Source organism: Luteimonas sp. MC1895 (genome assembly GCF_016457215.1).
Taxonomy (GTDB): domain Bacteria; phylum Pseudomonadota; class Gammaproteobacteria; order Xanthomonadales; family Xanthomonadaceae; genus Luteimonas.
Genome location: NZ_JAEMDY010000006.1, coordinates 104821 through 121053 on the forward strand (window position 1 = coordinate 104821; position 16233 = coordinate 121053).

20 protein-coding genes and 1 tRNA gene are annotated in these 16233 nt (G+C 69.8%); 3 read left to right on the plus strand and 18 right to left on the minus strand.

Annotation, left to right across the window (positions count from 1 at the left end; genetic code table 11):
• Positions 1-53: 53 nt before the first annotated feature.
• Together JG616_RS12640 and JG616_RS12645 are read right to left on the minus strand one after the other, a co-directional pair.
• On the minus strand, positions 54-1334 hold the full coding sequence (locus tag JG616_RS12640) for an arsenic transporter (RefSeq protein ID WP_199392808.1): 1281 nt from the start codon (positions 1332-1334) through the stop codon (positions 54-56).
• Positions 1335-1337: 3 nt separating this feature from the next.
• Entirely contained in the window at positions 1338-1688 is a 351-nt protein-coding gene (locus JG616_RS12645; protein WP_199392809.1) for a metalloregulator ArsR/SmtB family transcription factor, read from the minus strand.
• Positions 1689-1705: 17 nt separating this feature from the next.
• On the opposite strand from JG616_RS12645, the gene arsH reads away from it, so the two are divergent.
• A complete protein-coding gene (gene arsH / locus JG616_RS12650; protein ID WP_199362770.1) occupies positions 1706-2443 on the plus strand; it encodes an arsenical resistance protein ArsH in 738 nt (245 codons plus the stop codon).
• Positions 2444-2463: 20 nt separating this feature from the next.
• Positions 2464-2859 (plus strand): arsenate reductase (glutaredoxin), encoded by a 396-nt coding sequence (gene arsC / locus JG616_RS12655; RefSeq protein WP_199362769.1) that lies wholly within the window; start codon positions 2464-2466, stop codon positions 2857-2859.
• Positions 2860-2899: 40 nt separating this feature from the next.
• On the opposite strand, the gene JG616_RS12660 is transcribed toward arsC, so the two are convergent.
• Positions 2900-2975: transfer RNA gene (locus JG616_RS12660), tRNA-Lys, on the minus strand.
• Positions 2976-3069: 94 nt separating this feature from the next.
• Between JG616_RS12660 and JG616_RS12665 the strand changes: the two genes are divergently transcribed.
• Positions 3070-3543 (plus strand): group III truncated hemoglobin, encoded by a 474-nt coding sequence (locus JG616_RS12665; RefSeq protein WP_199392810.1) that lies wholly within the window; start codon positions 3070-3072, stop codon positions 3541-3543.
• Here JG616_RS12665 and queC read toward each other — a convergent pair.
• The 15 genes from queC to napF all read right to left on the minus strand — a co-directional run bounded on the left by queC (position 3531) and on the right by napF (position 16229).
• On the minus strand, positions 3531-4199 hold the full coding sequence (queC, locus tag JG616_RS12670; RefSeq protein ID WP_199392811.1) for a 7-cyano-7-deazaguanine synthase QueC: 669 nt from the start codon (positions 4197-4199) through the stop codon (positions 3531-3533). The two genes, JG616_RS12665 and queC, sit on opposite strands and share 13 nt — an antisense overlap.
• Before the next feature lies 1 nt (position 4200).
• Entirely contained in the window at positions 4201-4887 is a 687-nt protein-coding gene (gene queE, locus JG616_RS12675; protein WP_199392812.1) for a 7-carboxy-7-deazaguanine synthase QueE, read from the minus strand.
• Positions 4888-4945: 58 nt separating this feature from the next.
• Complete coding sequence (gene ybgF / locus JG616_RS12680; protein ID WP_199362765.1) at positions 4946-5752, minus strand: tol-pal system protein YbgF; 807 nt, start codon at positions 5750-5752, stop codon at positions 4946-4948.
• A gap of 94 nt (positions 5753-5846) precedes the next feature.
• The gene (gene pal, locus JG616_RS12685; RefSeq protein ID WP_199362764.1) at positions 5847-6359 is read right to left on the minus strand and encodes a peptidoglycan-associated lipoprotein Pal; all 513 of its coding nucleotides are present in this window, start codon (positions 6357-6359) and stop codon (positions 5847-5849) included.
• 64 nt (positions 6360-6423) lie between these two features.
• Positions 6424-7764, minus strand: a complete 1341-nt coding sequence (gene tolB, locus JG616_RS12690; RefSeq protein WP_199392813.1) for a Tol-Pal system beta propeller repeat protein TolB — start codon at positions 7762-7764, stop codon at positions 6424-6426.
• Positions 7765-7930: 166 nt separating this feature from the next.
• Positions 7931-8878 (minus strand): TonB C-terminal domain-containing protein, encoded by a 948-nt coding sequence (locus JG616_RS12695; RefSeq protein WP_199362762.1) that lies wholly within the window; start codon positions 8876-8878, stop codon positions 7931-7933.
• A complete protein-coding gene (gene tolR / locus JG616_RS12700) occupies positions 8878-9318 on the minus strand; it encodes a protein TolR (protein ID WP_199362761.1) in 441 nt (146 codons plus the stop codon). The genes JG616_RS12695 and tolR overlap by 1 nt, the downstream gene beginning before the upstream one ends.
• Positions 9319-9321: 3 nt before the next feature.
• Positions 9322-10125: a protein TolQ gene (tolQ, locus tag JG616_RS12705; RefSeq protein ID WP_199362760.1), complete on the minus strand. Its 804-nt coding sequence runs from the start codon at positions 10123-10125 to the stop codon at positions 9322-9324.
• Complete coding sequence (gene ybgC / locus JG616_RS12710) at positions 10122-10562, minus strand: tol-pal system-associated acyl-CoA thioesterase (RefSeq protein ID WP_234446505.1); 441 nt, start codon at positions 10560-10562, stop codon at positions 10122-10124. The genes tolQ and ybgC overlap by 4 nt, the downstream gene beginning before the upstream one ends.
• Entirely contained in the window at positions 10559-11581 is a 1023-nt protein-coding gene (ruvB, locus tag JG616_RS12715; RefSeq protein WP_199362759.1) for a Holliday junction branch migration DNA helicase RuvB, read from the minus strand. Before ruvB ends, ybgC begins: the two co-directional genes overlap by 4 nt.
• A gap of 160 nt (positions 11582-11741) precedes the next feature.
• The gene (locus JG616_RS12720) at positions 11742-12380 is read right to left on the minus strand and encodes a cytochrome c3 family protein (RefSeq protein WP_199362758.1); all 639 of its coding nucleotides are present in this window, start codon (positions 12378-12380) and stop codon (positions 11742-11744) included.
• On the minus strand, positions 12377-12907 hold the full coding sequence (locus JG616_RS12725; RefSeq protein ID WP_199392814.1) for a nitrate reductase cytochrome c-type subunit: 531 nt from the start codon (positions 12905-12907) through the stop codon (positions 12377-12379). Before JG616_RS12725 ends, JG616_RS12720 begins: the two co-directional genes overlap by 4 nt.
• Position 12908: 1 nt before the next feature.
• Positions 12909-15407, minus strand: coding sequence for a periplasmic nitrate reductase subunit alpha (gene napA / locus JG616_RS12730; protein ID WP_199392815.1), 2499 nt, complete (start codon positions 15405-15407; stop codon positions 12909-12911).
• Positions 15404-15706 (minus strand): chaperone NapD, encoded by a 303-nt coding sequence (locus JG616_RS12735; RefSeq protein WP_199362755.1) that lies wholly within the window; start codon positions 15704-15706, stop codon positions 15404-15406. Before JG616_RS12735 ends, napA begins: the two co-directional genes overlap by 4 nt.
• The gene (gene napF / locus JG616_RS12740) at positions 15696-16229 is read right to left on the minus strand and encodes a ferredoxin-type protein NapF (RefSeq protein ID WP_199362754.1); all 534 of its coding nucleotides are present in this window, start codon (positions 16227-16229) and stop codon (positions 15696-15698) included. Before napF ends, JG616_RS12735 begins: the two co-directional genes overlap by 11 nt.
• Positions 16230-16233 lie beyond the last annotated feature (4 nt).

Here is a 16233-nt window from a genome sequence, read left to right on the forward strand (position 1 = left end):
GGGCACCGCCCGATCCTCGGCGCGGTGGCGTCAGGGAGGGGTGATCGCGAGGGTCAGGCGAGCCGCAGCGCCAGGGCCGCCAGCGTCGCCAGCAGCACCGGCAGGGTCAGGACCACGCCCACCCTGAAGTAGTAGCCCCAGGTGATCCGGATGCCCTTGCGGGCGAGCACGTGCAGCCACAGCAGGGTGGCCAGGCTGCCGATCGGGGTGAACTTCGGACCCAGGTCGCTGCCGATGACGTTGGCGTAGACCATCGCCTCGCGGATCTGGCCTTCGGCCTGGCTGGCGTCGATGGACAGCGCGCCCACCAGCACGGTCGGCAGGTTGTTCATCACCGAGGACAGGAACGCGGTCAGCAGGCCGGTGCCGAAGGTCGCCGCCCACAGGCCGTGTCCGGCGAACCCGTCCAGCAGGCCGGCCAGGTGGCCGGTCAGCCCGGCGTTCCGGAGGCCGTAGACGACGAGGTACATGCCCAGCGAGAACACCACGATCTGCCAGGGTGCTTCACGCACCACCTTGCGGGTCGAGATCCTGTGCCCCCTGGCGGCCACGGCAAGCAGCGCCAGCGCGCCGGCGCCCGCCACCGCGCTGATCGGCACGCCCAGCCGTTCCAGGCCGAAGAATCCGACCAGCAGCAGCGCGAGCACGATCCAGCCGGCGTTGAAGGTCGCGTGGTCGACGATCGCGGAGGCCGGCGCGCGCAGCTGGGTGGCGTCGTAGGTCGCCGGGATGTCGCGGCGGAAGAACCACAGCAGCACGGCCAGCGTGGCGGCCACCGAGACCAGGTTCACCGGAAACATGACCGAGGCGTAGGCGCCGAAACCGATGTCGAAATAATCCGCCGACACGATGTTGACCAGGTTGGAGACGACCAGCGGCAGGCTCGCGGTGTCCGCGATGAAGCCCGCGCCCATCACGAAGGCCAAGGTGGCGGCGGGGCTGAACTTCAAGGCGAGCAGCATCGCGATCACGATCGGCGTCAGGATCAGGGCTGCGCCGTCGTTGGCGAACAGCGCCGACACGGCCGCGCCCAGCAGCACGAGGTAGACGAACAGCCTGCGTCCGCTTCCGCCGCCCCAGCGCGCGACGTGCAGCGCCGCCCATTCGAAGAAGCCCGCCTCGTCGAGTACCAGGCTGATCAGGATCACTGCCACGAAGGTGAAGGTGGCGTTCCACACGAAACCCCAGACGATGGGAATGTCGGACACGCCGACCACGCCGGTCAGCAGGGCCAGCGCCGCGCCGAACGAGGCACTCCAGCCGACCCCGAGGCCCTTCGGCTGCCAGATGACCAGGACGATGGTGGCGACGAAGATCAGCAGCGCAGGCAGCACGGCTCAGGCCTCGCGCACGGTACGGGTCCGCTTGCGCGACGGTCGGGCGGCAGGCAGGCACCGGCTCGCATCGCCGCCACAGCAGTTGCGGGTCAGGAAGCCGATAAGGCCATTCATGGCGTCGAAGTCGGCGCGGTAGATGATGCTCCGCCCCTGCGCCTCGCCGCCGATCAGCCCGGCCGAGGTGAGCTCCTTGAGGTGGAAGGACAGCGTGGCGCCGGGCAGCGCCAGGGCATCGGCGATCTGGCCGGGCGTGGTGCCCTGGAGCCCTGCCTCCACCAGCAGGCGGAAGACGGACAGGCGGGTGGGATGCCCGAGCGCGGCCAGCGCGGTGCTTGCATTGGTCAGTTCCATCTTTCTAGAATACTGGAATGAAATCCGACGAAGCAACCTGCGGCGCGCAGGGCGACCTCCCCAACCTGGCCTCCGCGTTGGCCGATGTTCCAACAGCCGGCAAGCTGGGCGTGGATGGCGCAAGCCACCCGCCGCGGATCCTGATCCTCTACGGTTCGCTCCGGCCCCAGTCCTACAGCCGCAAGCTCGCGCTCGAAGCCGGGCACCTGCTGCGCCACTTCGGGGCCGACGTCCGGGTCTTCGATCCGCGCGACCTGCCGCTGCTCGACACCGTCGACGCGGACCACCCCAAGGTGCAGGAGCTGCGCGCGCTGTCGCAATGGTCCGAAGGCCAGGTCTGGGTCAGCCCGGAACGCCACGGCAGCGTCACCGCCGTGTTCAAGAACCAGATCGACTGGCTGCCGCTGGAAATCGGCAGCCTGCGCCCGACCCAGGGCCGGACCCTGGCGGTCATGCAGGTCTGCGGCGGCTCGCAGTCGTTCAACGTGGTCAATGCCCTGCGGGTGCTCGGCCGATGGATGCGCATGGTGACCATCCCGAACCAGTCTTCCGTGCCCAAGGCATGGCAGGAGTTCGACGGCGAGGGCCGGATGAAGCCCTCGCCCTATTACGACCGGGTCGTGGACGTCATGGAGGAGCTGGTCAAGTTCACCCTCCTGGTGCGCGACCGCAGCGACTACCTGACCAGCCGCTACAGCGAACGCAAGGGTGACGCCGCCGCCGCGGCCCTGGCCGCATCCTGCGGCGCCACCTGACCACGGACGAGGACCCATCCATGAAGGCGACGATCTACCACAACCCCTCCTGCGGCACTTCGCGCAACACCCTGGCGCTGATCCGCCACGCCGGCATCGAACCGGAGGTCATCGAATACCTGGTGGCGCCGCCCACGCGCGAACGCCTGGCCGCGCTGATCGCCGCCGCTGGCCTGGACGTGCGTGACGCGCTGCGCCAGAAGGGCACGCCCTACCTCGAGCTCGGGCTGGAGGATGCATCCCTGTCGGACGAGCACCTGCTCGATGCGATGCTGGCGAACCCGGTCCTGATCAACCGGCCCTTCGTCGAGACGCCGCTGGGCACCCGCCTGTGCCGGCCCTCGGAGATCGTGCTCGACATCCTGCCGCCGGTCGACCGTCCCTTCGCCAAGGAGGATGGCGAGGTGGTCATATGACGACGCCGTGGCGAGCGCGATGCACGCCGCGGGACCAGGATGGTGGGCCGTGATGGATTCGAACCATCGACCAGCGGATTAAAAGTCCGATGCTCTACCGACTGAGCTAACGGCCCACGGGACAGCGGATTATGTCACGCCGTCCGGGCAGTCGCAGCGCCTGACCCGGGTCAAGGCGTGGTGCAGCGTCGGGTGCCCATACTCGGCGCCATGGTTGTGCAAGACCCATCCCCGGCGCTGCCCCACGCCCACCTGCCCGACGAGGCCGGCATCACCCGCCTGGTGCACGCGTTCTATGCCCGCGCGCGGCACGACTGGCTGCTGGGCGCGGTGTTCGAGGCGGCCATCGACGACTGGGACGCGCATCTGGAGACACTCGTCCGCTTCTGGTGCTCGGTGCTGCTGCGCGCCGGAAGCTACCGCGGCAATCCGATGTCCGCGCACCGGCCGCTTGGCCTGGACGACCAGCACTTCGCGCGCTGGCTGGCGCTGTGGGATCGCACCGCGCGCGACGTGCTCCCGCCCGCGCAGGCCCGGCATGTCTTCGATACCGCCGCGCGCATCGGCCGCTCGCTGCGCGTCGGCCTCGAGATCGATCCGCTGCGGCGGCTGCGCCGCGCAGACGGTGAGCCGGCCTGCCTGCATCGCCGGGCCGACGCCGATCCGGACCCTCAGCCCACGTAGCGCGTCGGGTCGGCAACGCCGGCCCCGCCGAAGCCTTCGGCCCGGAGGGCGCAGGCATCGCAGTGGCCGCAGGCGCGGCCCGATGCATCGGCGCTGTAGCAGGACACGGTCTGCGCGAAGTCGACGCCCAGGCGCAGGCCCTCACGCACGATGTCGGCCTTGGACATGTGCTGCAGGGGCGCGTGGATGCGGATCCCGGCGCCTTCGACGCCGGTCTGCGTGGCCAGGTTGGCCAGCCGCTCGAAGGCCTCGATGAACTCCGGGCGGCAGTCCGGGTAGCCGGAATAGTCCACTGCGTTGACGCCGCAGAAGATGTCGGCCGCGTCCAGCACTTCGGCCCAGCCCAGCGCGATCGACAGCATGATGGTGTTGCGTGCCGGCACGTAGGTCACCGGGACGCCGGCGCTGCCGGGCTCGGGCACGTCGATGTCGGCGGTCAGCGCGGAGCCGCCGATCGCGCGCAGGTCCACGCTGACGGTCTTGTGCACGCGCGCGCCCTGCACCGAGGCCAGCGTGGCGGCGGCCTCGAGCTCCGAGGTATGCCGCTGGCCATAGGCCACGCTCAGCGCGTGCACGGCGAAGCCCTGCTCGCGGGCGATGGCGAGGACGACGGCGGAATCCATGCCGCCGGAGACAAGGACGACTGCGTTCTTCATGTCAGCGCCCGGGCGCGTCGTCCCAGAGCAGCTTGTGCAGCTGCAGCTGGAAGCGGACCGGCAGGCGGTCCGCGACGATCCAGTCGGCCAGCGCCCGCGGGTCGACCTCGGACTTGCTGGGCGAGAACAGCACGTCGCAGCGCTGGTGGATCGCGTGCGTGGCCACTACGCCGCGGGCCCAGTCGTAGTCGGCGCGGCTGCAGACCACGAACTTGACCTGGTCGTGCGGCGTCAGCAGCGCGAGGTTGCTCCACAGGTTGCGGGCCTCCTCGCCGGAGCCGGGGGTCTTGATGTCGAGCACGCGCGAGACGCGCGGATCGACGTCGGCGATGTCGAGCGCGCCCGAAGTCTCCAGCGAAACGATGTGGCCGGCGTCGCACAGGCGCGCCAGCAGGCCGAGGCAGCGCTTCTGCGCCAGCGGCTCGCCGCCGGTCACGCAGACATGGCGCACGCCGTGCCCGGCGACCTCGGCCAGGATGGCGTCGACATCGCGCCATTCACCGCCGTGGAAGGCGTACGCGGTATCGCAGTAGCGGCAGCGCAGGGGGCAGCCGGTCAGGCGCACGAAGACCGTCGGCCAACCGGCGTCGCGCGCTTCGCCCTGGAGCGACAGGAAGATTTCGGTGATGCGGAGACGGTCCGGGACCGCGGCAGCGGCCGCGCCGGAGCCGGCGACAGGGGTATCCATGGCGGGAATTGTACCGTGCGGCCGCGTGCCGGCCGGCGCGCGGAGGCCCCCGCGGGGGTCAGCGCAGGCTGTTGAGCTGGATCGAGCGCAGGCGGTCGTCGGCGGTGCGGGCCGCATCGGTGCCGGGGTACTGCTCGGTCACGCGGACCAGGGTGGCTTCCGCGGCCACCAGGTCGCGCTGCCCGTACTGCGAGAGCCCGACCTTGAGCAGGGCGCCCGGTGCCTTGTCGTGCGTCGGCCAGCGCTCGAGCAGCGCGCGGAACCGCGCCTGGGCGTTGCCGTAGTCCTGCGTCACGTAATAACTCTCGCCCAGCCAGTAGGTGGCGTTGGGCGCATACGACCCGGTCGGATACAGGCTCAGGAACTCGCTGAACAGGGTCGCGGACTTGGCGTAGTCGCCGGCTCGCAGGGCGGCGAAGGCGGTCTCGTATGCGCCACGCTCGTCGGCGGCGTTGGCCAGCAGGCCGGCATCGCCGAACACCGCGGGCGCGCGCTCGGTCGCGGCGGCCGGGGCCTTTGCAACGGGAGCGGGAGCAGGCGCCGCCCCGACCGGGGCCGCGACGGGCGCGCCGCCCTCGAGCCGGTTCAGGCGGTCGTCAACGTCGAGATACTGGTTGCGGACGCTGGTTTCCAGCGCCTGGTTCTGCTGCTGCAGCTCCTCCACCTGGCCGCGCAGCGCGCGGACTTCCTCGCGCAGGGCGGTCAGCTGGTTGAGCAGGTCGATATTGCCCTGGTTGTTCGCGGCCTGCGATTCGAGCGAGGCGACGCGCTCGGCGAGGCTCGCGCGCTGCGCGGCTGCCGGCGGCGCGGCCAGCGTCACCGCGGCTGCGAGGACGATGCTGGTCAGGAAATGGCTGCGGATCATGGGCCTGTCACCGTTGTTCGGACTCTTCAAAGACAATCGGCAGCTGGCGGGGTTCCCGCCAGCTGCCGATGCATCGCTTCCACGTACCGCCGGTTCAGCGGGCGGTGTAGGTGATCTCGACGCGGCGGTTCTTGGCCCAGCAGTCTTCGTTCGAAGCGCTGCACGCGCCACGCTCTTCGCCGTAGCTGGTCACGGTCTGCTGGCCGGCCGAACCACCGTTCGCCTGCAGGGCCGACGACACCGCGTTGCCGCGGCGCTCGCCGAGGCCGAGGTTGTAGTCACGGCTGCCGCGCTCGTCGGCGTGGCCTTCCAGGGTGATGCGCGCCGACGGACGGTCACGCAGGTACTTGGCGTGGCAGGCCATCGCGGCCTGGAACTCCGGACGCAGGGACTCCTGGTCGAAATCGAAGTACACGGTGCGCTGGCGCAGGCAGGCGTCGGTGTCCAGGTCCTCCGGGCCATAGGCGCCGGCGGCGGTGGACGGCTGGGTGGTCACGGGCGTGGACGGACCGGTGTCGACCGGGGCCTCTTCCTTCACTTTCTTGGAGCAGGCAACGGCGGCCGTGCAGAGCAGGGCCGTGAGCAGTACGCGGGTTGGGGTCTTCATCTCTCGTCGATCCTTCTGCAGATGGTCAGTGCTTCACATTGCTGTATCGGCCGTGTACGCGGCGTCACCGCACGCGGTACGGTCCCCACGCCGGCTCGCGGACGTTACCGTCGGCAAGCACCAGCCGCTGGCGCACGCGTCCATCGGCGGATACGGCATACAGGACTCCCCTGCTGCCTTCCCGCCCCGCATACAGCACCATGCTGCCGTTCGGGGCGAAGCTCGGCGATTCGTCGAGCGACCCGGGCGACAGCGTGGACCAGCGGGGCGTCCCGAGGCTGCGGTCCAGCAGTGCGATACGGTATACGTTTCCTGAACCCTGCGCCACGGCGATCTTCTTGTCGTCGAAGGACACCGTGGGGCTGGCGTTGTAGTTGCCCTGGAACGTCACCCGCGTGGCGCTGCCGCCGCCCGCCGGAACCTGGTAGACCTGGGGCCGGCCGCCGCGGTCGGAGGTGAAGTACACGCTGCGGCCATCGGCGCTCCACACCGGTTCGGTGTCGATGCCGATCTGGTTGGTCAGCTGGGTCAGCGCCTTGCTGCCGAGATCCATCACGTAGATCTCGGGATTGCCGCTGCGCGACAGGGTGAGCGCCAGCCGGTTGCCGTCCGGCGAGAAGGCCGGCGAGCTGTTGATCCCGCGGAAGCTGGCCACGCGCTCGCGCGCGCCGGTGCCGAGGTTCTGGATATAGATGGCCGAATTGTTGTTGTGCTCGAAGGAGACATAGGCCAGGCGGCGGCCGTCGGGGCTCCAGCTGGGCGACATCAGCGGTTCGGACGAGCGCACCACCACCTGCGGGTTGTGCCCGTCGGCGTCGGCGACCATCAGCGCGTAGCGCGTGGCATCCCCGGTGCCGGTCGAGGTCACGTAGGCGATGCGGGTCCAGAACGCGCCGCGCACGCCGAGGATCTTCTCGTAGATGGCGTCGGCGATCTGGTGGCCGACGTCGCGCATGGCATTGGCGCGGCCGGTCATGGCGATGCCGATCAGGCGCTCCTGCTTGGCCACGTCGAACAGCTCGTACTCGACGCGGTAGGCGCCGCCGCCGGCGTCGACCACGCGGCCCACGACCAGGAAGTCCTGCCTCAGCGTGCGCCAGGTGGCGTAGTTGACCTCGCCGCCGCGGGTCGGCCGCTCGATCATGTCCTGCTCGGGCAGGCCGCGGAACTGGCCGGAGCGCGACAGGTCCTCGCGCACCACGCGCGCGACGTCGGTGTCGGGTGCGGCGCCACTGCCCTGGTAGGGCATGGGCACCACCGCGATCGGCAGCGCCTGGGCGTTGCCGCCGACGATGTCGATCTCGAGGCCGCCCTGCTGCGCGCTGGCGGCGAACGGCAGGAGGAGTGCAAGGCAGGCGATCAGCCACGCGCGCGTGGTGGCCAGCCGGCGTTGGATTCGGGTCATACCGGGCTCCGGGGGGTGAACGTGCGAAAGGCTGACAGGATGGCCGTGAAGGCGCTCACAAGGATGAACGGTGCCCCCTGTAGGAGCGGCTACAGCCGCGATCGCACCTGTCCGGACAATCGGACCATGCGGGGCGGTGGCCGCGGGATCCGCGGCGAAAAGTGGCTTACCGATCCTGGGCCTCGAAATTGAGGTTGAGGGTGCGGTTGAAGACGCTTTCGAAGCCGTTGTAGGGCAGCGGCTGCGCCTTCAGCACGGCGGCCTCCACCGAGCGCCGGCCCAGTTCGTCGAAGGGACACGAGGGTGCGACCTCGGCGCGGACCACGGTGCCGCCGCGCACCTGGGTGATGATGATCCGGCAGCGCTGGCCGAGCGGCACGTTCTCCGGGCGGGTCCAGTTCTGCAGGATCGCCTCCTGGATCGCCGCCGCGTAGCGCGCCGACAGGCCCGGATCCACGCCTTCGTTGCCCGGCGGCGGGGTGCCTGCGGCGGGCGCCTGTTCGGAAGCCTGTTCAGCCCGGCTCTGGGCGATCCGCTCCAGTCGCCGCTCGGCTTCGCGCTGCTCGCGCTGGACCTGCTCCTGCTGGCGGCGGATCTCGGCCAGCTTCTGCTGGGCCAGTCGGCGCTTCTGCTCGGCTTCTTCCTGGCGCTGGCGCTCGGTGAGGTCGATCTGCTCCTGCCGGCGCTTCTCTTCCTGCTCGCGCTCCGCCCGCTCGCGGGAGATGGCGTCGCGACGCACCTCCTCCTGGTCGACGGGCGACGGTTCGGGCACCTGGACCTGGGGCGTGGGCTGCGGCGCCACCGGCGCGTCCTCGGGCAGCGGCACCGGGATCGGCTGCGGCTCGGGGGCCGCGTCCTCGACCACGGGCTCGGGCTCCGGTTCGGGCTCGGGGTCCGGCGGCACGGGTTCGGGCCGCCTCTGCAGCGTGCGCTGCATCGCCGGCGACAGGTCGCTGGCATCGATCAGTTCGGCGCTGACCGGCGAACCAGCGGCCGACGGCGGCGCGGCGGTGCGCGTCCACCACAGTCCGGCGAACATGAGTGCGAACAGCGCCACGTGCAGCAGCAGGGCCAGCACCACCGCGCGCGTGGTATCGGCGCGTTGCTCTCGCATCAGGGCGTGCCGTCCTGCCTGGGCTGGCTCATCAGGCCGACGCGCTCGACGCCGGCGTTCTGCAGCAGCGCCATCGCGTCCATGACGTTCTGGTAGCTGCCGGCACCGTCGGCGGCGACATAGACCGCGAGGTCGGGATTGTTGGCGGCCAGCGCACGCACCCGGGCCTGCAGCGACTCCTTGTCGACCGCCTCGTTGCTGCCGGCCTCGATGGCGAGGAAGAAGTTGCCGTCACGGTCGACGCTGACCACCACCGGGTCCTTCTGCTCGGTGATGGACTTGGCGTTGGACTCGGGCAGCTGCACGTCCACGCCGAGGTTCATCAGCGGCGCGGTCACCATGAAGATGATCAGCAGCACCAGCATCACGTCGATGTAGGGAACGACGTTGATCTCGTTCTTGAGCTTGCGGCGCTTGCCGCGACGGGCACGGACGCTCATGGATCAGGCCTCGCCGGCCGAGGACTGGCGCTCCAGGATCGACGAGAACTCCTCGGAGAAGGCGTCGTAGCGGCCGGCCACGCGCTCGACCTTGGTGGCAAAGCGGTTGTAGGCCCAGACCGCCGGGATCGCCGCGAACAGGCCCATGGCGGTCGCGATCAGCGCCTCGGAGATGCCCGGCGCGACGCTGGCGATGGTGGCTTCCTTGACGTTGGCCAGGCTGTGGAAGGCGATCATGATCCCCCACACCGTGCCCAGCAGGCCGACGTAGGGCGCGATCGAGCCGACGTTGGCGAGGAATTCGAGGTTGTGCTCGAGGCCGTCGAGCTCGCGCGAGCTGGCCACGCGCATGCCGCGCTGCGCGCCTTCGAGCTTGGCCCGGCTGTCGGCGCCGCGGCGCTGGCCGCTGCGGGTGTATTCGCGGAAGCCGGCCTCGAAGATCGACTCCAGGCCCTCGACCTCGCGGTTGCGCTCGCTGGCCGCGGCGTACAGCTTGCCGAGGTCGGCGCCGGACCAGAAGCGCTCCTCGAAGCGGTCGGCCTCCTTCTCGGCGCGGTCGAGCATGCGCTTCTTGCGGAAGATGATCACCCACGAGGCGATCGAGGCCAACAGCAGGAGCAGCATGACCAGCTGCACCGGAAGGGAGGCGTGCAGGATCAGCTGGACGAAGTCGAGCTCGCCGCCGGTCACCGGCGCGCTTGCGGCCTGGCCCGCCGCGTCGGCCGCCAGCGCGACGGTATCCGCCGGCGCCTCCTCGGGCAGGGGTTCCACGTTGCTCACCTGCATCAGGATGGCCGTTGCACTCATCGATGTTGCTCCGCGTTCGATTCCAGGGATTTGAACAGTCCGTACATCTCGTCGGGGATGGCCCGGGGCCGGAAGCCGCCGGCGTCCAGCGCCGCGACCCGCACCCGCGCCGCCACCAGCAGCTCGTCGCCGCGCCGCACCTCCTGCGCGAACTCGGCGCTGGCACGGCGCACCCGCGCGAGCGCCACGGTGACGTCCAGCGCGTCGTCCAGGCGTGCAGGCCGACGGAAGTCGAGCTGCATGTCGCGCACGGCGAACACCAGGTCGAGCCCGTCGATCAGCGACTGCTGTCCATGCCCGAGCGTGCGCATCCATTCGCTGCGGGCACGTTCCAGATAGGCGACGTAGCGCGCGTGGTAGACCACGCCACCCGCGTCGGTATCTTCCCAGTAGACCCTTGTCGGGAGGCTGAACAGAGGCCGTACAAGGTCGTTCAAAACAGCGTCTCCGTGGCCGGTCCGCGTGGCTGCAGGCCCAGGTGGCGCCAGGCCTTGAGCGTGGCCATCCGCCCGCGCGCGGTGCGCACGAGATAGCCCTGCTGGATCAGGTAGGGTTCGATGACGTCCTCCAGCGTGCCGCGCTCCTCGCTCAGCGCGGCGGCCAGCGACTCCACGCCCACCGGCCCGCCATCGAAGTTCCCGATGATCAGGTTGAGCAGGCGCCGGTCGAGGTCGTCGAAGCCCTCGGGGTCGACCTGCAGCATCTTCATGGCGGCGTCGGCGACCTCCTGGTCGATGCGACCCGCGGCGCGCACCTGGGCGAAGTCGCGCACCCGCCGCAGCAGGCGGTTGGCGATGCGCGGGGTCCCGCGCGAGCGGCGCGCGATCTCATCGGCGCCCTCGGGCGCGCAGTCGATCCCGAGGATCTGCGCCGAGCGGCGCACGATGCGGGTCAGCTCGGCCGCGCTGTAGAACTCGAGCCGCTGCACGATGCCGAAGCGGTCGCGCAGCGGCGCGGTCAGGAGGCCCGCGCGGGTCGTGGCGCCCACCAGGGTGAAGGGCGGCAGGTCGAGCTTGATCGAACGCGCGGCCGGGCCCTCGCCGATCATGATGTCGAGCTGGAAGTCCTCCATCGCCGGGTACAGCACTTCCTCGACCACCGGCGAGAGACGGTGGATCTCGTCGATGAACAGCACGTCGTGCGGCTGCAGGTTGGTCAGGAGCGCCGCCAGGTCACCCGCCTTCTCGATCACCGGGCCGGAGGTCACGCGCAGGCTCACGCCGAGCTCGTTGGCGATGACGTGGCTGAGCGTGGTCTTCCCCAGGCCCGGCGGCCCGAAGATCAGCACGTGGTCCAGGGCCTCGCCGCGCTGTTTCGCGGCCTCGATGTAGATCCCGAGCTGCTCGCGCACCGGCTGCTGGCCCAGGTAGTCCGCCAGCCGCTGGGGCCGGATCGAGGCCTCGATGGCGGCGTCCTCGCGCGTGGCGCCGGGGCCAATGATGCGGTCTTCAGTCATGTGCCCATGTTCGCATGCCACCCCCTGTAGGAGCGGCTATAGCCGCGATCACGACAACCCGCGGGAGCGGCTATCGCCGCGATCGCCTGCACCGCGGGCCCTATCGCGGCTGTAGCCGCTCCTACAGCAGCGGCTGTAGCCGCTCCTGCAGGACTTGGGGTCAGTGGGGGGATGGCAGGGACTGGGCGGCCTGGACGCCCTGGGGGACACCGGTCATGTCGGGCAGCCTGTGGGCGATGCCCTTGTGGCAGTCGATGCAGGTCGCCTCGCCCGTGGCAAGGTAGCTGCGGTGGATGAAGGCGGCGCGGCTGGCCTGGCGGGTCAGGTCCATCGAGTCGTAGTCGTGGCAGTTGCGGCATTCCAGCGAATCGTTCGCCTTCAGCCGGTCCCATTCGTGCTGGGCCAGCTTGAGCCGGTTGTCGAGGAACTTCTCGCGGGTGTTGATGGTGCCGAAGATCTTGCCCCAGACCTCCTTCGAGGCCTGCATCTTGCGCGCCATCTTGTCGGTCCAGTCGTGCGGGACGTGGCAGTCGGGACAGGTCGCGCGCACGCCCGAGCGGTTGGTGTAATGGATCGTGCTCTTCAGCTCCTCGAAGACGTTGGCGTCCATCTCGTGGCAGCTGGTGCAGAAGGCCTCGGTGTTGGTGGCTTCGAGCGCGGTGTTGAAGCCGCCCCAGAAGAACACGCCGGCCATGAAGCCGCCAAGCGTCAGGAAGCCCAGGCTGAGGTGCCGCGCCGGGCGGCTGAACTGCTTCCAGAAGCCGACGACCGTGTCGCGCGCGCGTTGCACCAGCCTCATTGCACGCGCTCCGAGCGCAGCACCTCGTCGATGTCGCGGAATCCGTTGGCCACCAGCGGCCTGGCATTGGTCTGGGTCACGTGGCACTGCACGCAGAAGTAGCGCCGCGGCGAGACCTCGGCCAGGAACTGGTCGTCACGATCCATGTAGTGGGTCACGCTCACCGGCGGCGCCTGGAACTGCGCCGCGGTGCTGCGCGCGTGGCAGAGCATGCAGCGGTTCGAGTTCAGGTCGACCTGGTAGCCGTCGATGCTGTGCGGGATGGTCGGCGGCTGCATCGGGTAGGCACGAGCGCGGGTCATGTCGAAGTTCTCGACCGTGGCCATCGGCAGCGGCGTGATCTCGCTGGTGATCGGCACATTGCGGCGCAGCGCGTCGATGTCCTGCGCGGGATTGCCGCGCGCGCTGACCGGCGGCGCCGGTGCGGCCGCGTACTGCTTCGGCTCGCGGTCACCGCAGGCGGCAAGGAGCTGCGCCAGGACCAGGGCTGCCAGCAGCAGGGCGAAAGGTTTCAGCATGTGGCGCATCTCAGGCTCCCACCGCGACGACCTTGGCCGCGCATTTCTTGAAGTCGGTCTGTTTGGAGATCGGGTCGGTCGCGTCCAGCGTGACCTTGTTGATCAGCTGCGCCGCGTCGAACCAGGGCACGAAGACCACGCCGCGCGGCATCCGGTTGCGGCCGCGGGTTTCCACCCGGGTGCGCATCGCGCCGCGGATCGAGGCGACTTCGACCTCGTCGCCGCGCTTGAGGCCGCGCTCGCGCGCGTCGTCGGGGTGCATGTACACCACCGCCGACGGGACCGCCTTGTACAGCTCGGGGATGCGCATGGTCATCGAGCCCGAATGCCAGTGCTCGAGCACGCGCCCGGTCACCAGCCATAGGTCGTATTCGCCGTTCGGCGACTCGGCCGGCGGCTCGTAGGGCAGCGCCCAGATCACCGCGCGGCCGTCGGGGTTGCCGTAGAACTCGAAGCCGGTGCCCGGCTTCACGTAGGGATCCGCTCCTTCCCGGTAGCGCCAGCGCGTCTCCTTGCCGTCGACCACCGGCCAGCGCAGCCCGCGCACCTGGTGGTAGGTGTCGAAGGGCGCGAGGTCGTGGGCGTGGCCGCGGCCGAACTCGGCGTATTCCTCGAACAGGCCCTTCTGCACGTAGAAGCCGAAGTCCGCGGACTCGTGGTTGGCATAGCCGGCCTCGATCTCGTCCACGCCAAAGGCGTCGACCTTGCCGTTGCGGTAGAGCACGTCGAACAGCGTCTTGCCGCGGAACTGCGGGTTGGCCGCCAGGATCTCCTCCGGCCAGCACTCGTCGGTGGTGAAGCGCTTGGAGAACTCCATCAGCTGCCAGAGGTCGGACTTCGCTTCTCCCGGCGCATCCACCAGCTGGTGCCAGAAGTGGGTGCGGCGCTCGGCGTTGCCGTAGGCGCCCTCCTTCTCCACCCACATCGCCGTGGGCAGGATCAGGTCGGCCGCCTGGCAGGTCACCGTGGGATAGGCGTCCGACACCACGATGAAGTTGTCCGGATTGCGATAGCCCGGATAGCCCTCTTCAAGAATGTTCGCGCCGGCCTGCATGTTGTTGTTGACCTGCACCCAGTAGGCGTTGAGCTTGCCGTCCTTGAGCGCCCGGTTCTGCTCGACCGCGTGGTAGCCGATCTTGTCCTTGATGATCCCGCGCGGGATCTTCCAGATGTCCTCGGCCATCGCGCGGTGCTCGGGGTTGGTGACCACCATGTCCGCCGGCAGGCGGTGGCTGAAGGTGCCGACCTCGCGCGCGGTGCCGCAGGCGGACGGCTGGCCGGTGAGCGAGAACGGGCTGTTGCCGGGCGTCGCGATCTTCCCGGTCAGCAGGTGGATGTTGTAGACCATGTTGTTGGCCCACGTGCCGCGCGTGTGCTGGTTGAAGCCCATGGTCCAGAACGACATGACCTTGACCTTCGGGTCGGCGTACAGCTCGGCCAGCTGCTGCAGCCAGCCGCGCTCGACGCCGCTCATCTCCACGGCTTTGTCCAGCGTGTACGGCGCGACGAAGCGCGCGAACTCGTCGAAGTCGATGGGCGTGCCGCCATTGGCGTCGTCGGCGTTCTTCGCCGCCACCTGCAGCGGATGCTCGGGACGCAGGCCGTAGCCGATGTCGTCGTTGCCGCGCTTGAAGGTGGTGTGTCTGTCGACGAAGTCCCTGTTGACCTTGCCGGACTGGATGATGTGGTTGGCGATGTAGTTCAGGATCACCAGATCGGTCTGCGGCGTGAACACCATCGGGATGTCCGCGAGGTCGAAGCTGCGGTGCTCGTAGGTCGACAGCACCGCGACCTTGACGTGCGGGTTCGACAGCCGGCGGTCGGTCACCCGGGTCCACAGGATCGGGTGCATCTCGGCCATGTTCGAGCCCCAGAGCACGAAGGCATCGGCCGCCTCGATGTCGTCATAGCAGCCCATCGGCTCGTCCATGCCGAAGGTGCGCATGAACCCGGTCACCGCCGACGCCATGCAGTGGCGCGCATTGGGATCGATGTGGTTGCTGCGGAAGCCGGCCTTCATCAGCTTGTTGGCGGCGTAGCCCTCCCAGACCGTCCACTGTCCGGAGCCGAACATGCCGATGCCGTCGCCGCCCTTGGCCTTGAGCGTCGCGCGGAACTTCTCCTCCATGACATCGAAGGCCTCGTCCCAGGTCACCGGGGTGAAGTCGCCCTCCTTGTCGTAGACGCCGTTGGTCTTGCGCAGCAGCGGCGTGGTGAGGCGGTCGCTGCCGTACATCACCTTGGACAGGAAGTAGCCCTTGACGCAGTTGAGTCCGCGGTTGACCTCGGCCTTGACGTCGCCATGCGTGGCGACCACGCGGCCGTCGCGCACCGCGACGTTGATGCCGCAGCCGGTGCCGCAATAGCGGCACGGCGCCTTGCTCCACTTCAGGCCCTTGTCGCCCTCGACCACGGCCTCCTGGACATGGCCCGGGACCGGGATGCCGGCGGCGACGGCGGCGCTGGCGATGGCGCTGTTGCGGATGAATTCGCGGCGGCTGGTGCTCATCCGTGGGACTCCTGTGGATCGGATGCGGGGACATCGCCGCGCGGCTCCTGCCGCTCGACGTGGTGATAGACAAGGTTGACGGTGATCACGCCCGGCACCGCCTGCAGCAGGTCGATGCTGGCCATCAGGCTGCGGGTGCCGTCGCACTCCTGCACCAGCACGCTGCAGCTGCCGTCCTGCAGGGCCAGGTCCAGGCCGGGCGCGCCGGCGACGGCCTCGACCAGCGCGGGCAGTGCATCCGCATGGTGGCGGACGACCAGGCTGGCGACGTGCCACTCGGGCGATGCTTCAGGCTTCAACGGGGGACTCCAACGGGAACGCGGCCAGCGCGATGGCCGACGTCGGGCAGGCGCCCACGCAGGCGCCGCAGCCGGTGCACAGATCGGTTTCGATCCGCGGCAGCGGCACCGCGCGCGTGGGCGCGAAGCGGATCGCGGATGCGCCACAGGCGTCGCGGCAGCTCCAGCAGACGATGCCGCGCGCGGCCAGGCAGGCCTCGCCGACCTGGGCCTGCAGCCCCCAGGGCCTGGCGGTGACCGGGCCAAAGGCGCGCTCGCCGCAGGCGGCGGCGCAATCGCCGCAGAAGGTGCATTCGCCGCGCGCCGGATCGAATTCGGGCAGCCCGCCCTCGCCTCTCGCGAGCACGCGCGGCGGGCAGGCCTGGATGCAGGCATCGCAGCCGGTGCAGGCGGACGCGAAGCGGCCCTCGTCCAGCGCCCACGGCGGGCGCAGCAGGGGCGCCGCGTGCAGGCCACCGCGCAGCAGCGCCCTGCGCGAGCGGTCCGGTGGAGGAACGGCAGCAGCGGTCGCGACCTCGCCCACGGCC

Excerpts from the sequence above, each read along its gene's own strand:
- JG616_RS12645 (WP_199392809.1), bottom strand. The coding sequence starts at position 1,688 with ATGGAACTGACCAATGCAAGCACCGCGCTGGCCGCGCTCGGGCATCCC.
- arsH (WP_199362770.1), top strand. The coding sequence starts at position 1,706 with ATGAAATCCGACGAAGCAACCTGCGGCGCGCAGGGCGACCTCCCCAAC.
- arsC (WP_199362769.1), top strand. The coding sequence starts at position 2,464 with ATGAAGGCGACGATCTACCACAACCCCTCCTGCGGCACTTCGCGCAAC.
- JG616_RS12665 (WP_199392810.1), top strand. The coding sequence starts at position 3,070 with ATGGTTGTGCAAGACCCATCCCCGGCGCTGCCCCACGCCCACCTGCCC.
- queC (WP_199392811.1), bottom strand. The coding sequence starts at position 4,199 with ATGAAGAACGCAGTCGTCCTTGTCTCCGGCGGCATGGATTCCGCCGTC.
- queE (WP_199392812.1), bottom strand. The coding sequence starts at position 4,887 with ATGGATACCCCTGTCGCCGGCTCCGGCGCGGCCGCTGCCGCGGTCCCG.
- ybgF (WP_199362765.1), bottom strand. The coding sequence starts at position 5,752 with ATGATCCGCAGCCATTTCCTGACCAGCATCGTCCTCGCAGCCGCGGTG.
- pal (WP_199362764.1), bottom strand. The coding sequence starts at position 6,359 with ATGAAGACCCCAACCCGCGTACTGCTCACGGCCCTGCTCTGCACGGCC.
- tolB (WP_199392813.1), bottom strand. The coding sequence starts at position 7,764 with ATGACCCGAATCCAACGCCGGCTGGCCACCACGCGCGCGTGGCTGATC.
- JG616_RS12695 (WP_199362762.1), bottom strand. The coding sequence starts at position 8,878 with ATGCGAGAGCAACGCGCCGATACCACGCGCGCGGTGGTGCTGGCCCTG.
- tolR (WP_199362761.1), bottom strand. The coding sequence starts at position 9,318 with ATGAGCGTCCGTGCCCGTCGCGGCAAGCGCCGCAAGCTCAAGAACGAG.
- tolQ (WP_199362760.1), bottom strand. The coding sequence starts at position 10,125 with ATGAGTGCAACGGCCATCCTGATGCAGGTGAGCAACGTGGAACCCCTG.
- ruvB (WP_199362759.1), bottom strand. The coding sequence starts at position 11,581 with ATGACTGAAGACCGCATCATTGGCCCCGGCGCCACGCGCGAGGACGCC.
- JG616_RS12720 (WP_199362758.1), bottom strand. The coding sequence starts at position 12,380 with ATGAGGCTGGTGCAACGCGCGCGCGACACGGTCGTCGGCTTCTGGAAG.
- JG616_RS12725 (WP_199392814.1), bottom strand. The coding sequence starts at position 12,907 with ATGCGCCACATGCTGAAACCTTTCGCCCTGCTGCTGGCAGCCCTGGTC.
- napA (WP_199392815.1), bottom strand. The coding sequence starts at position 15,407 with ATGAGCACCAGCCGCCGCGAATTCATCCGCAACAGCGCCATCGCCAGC.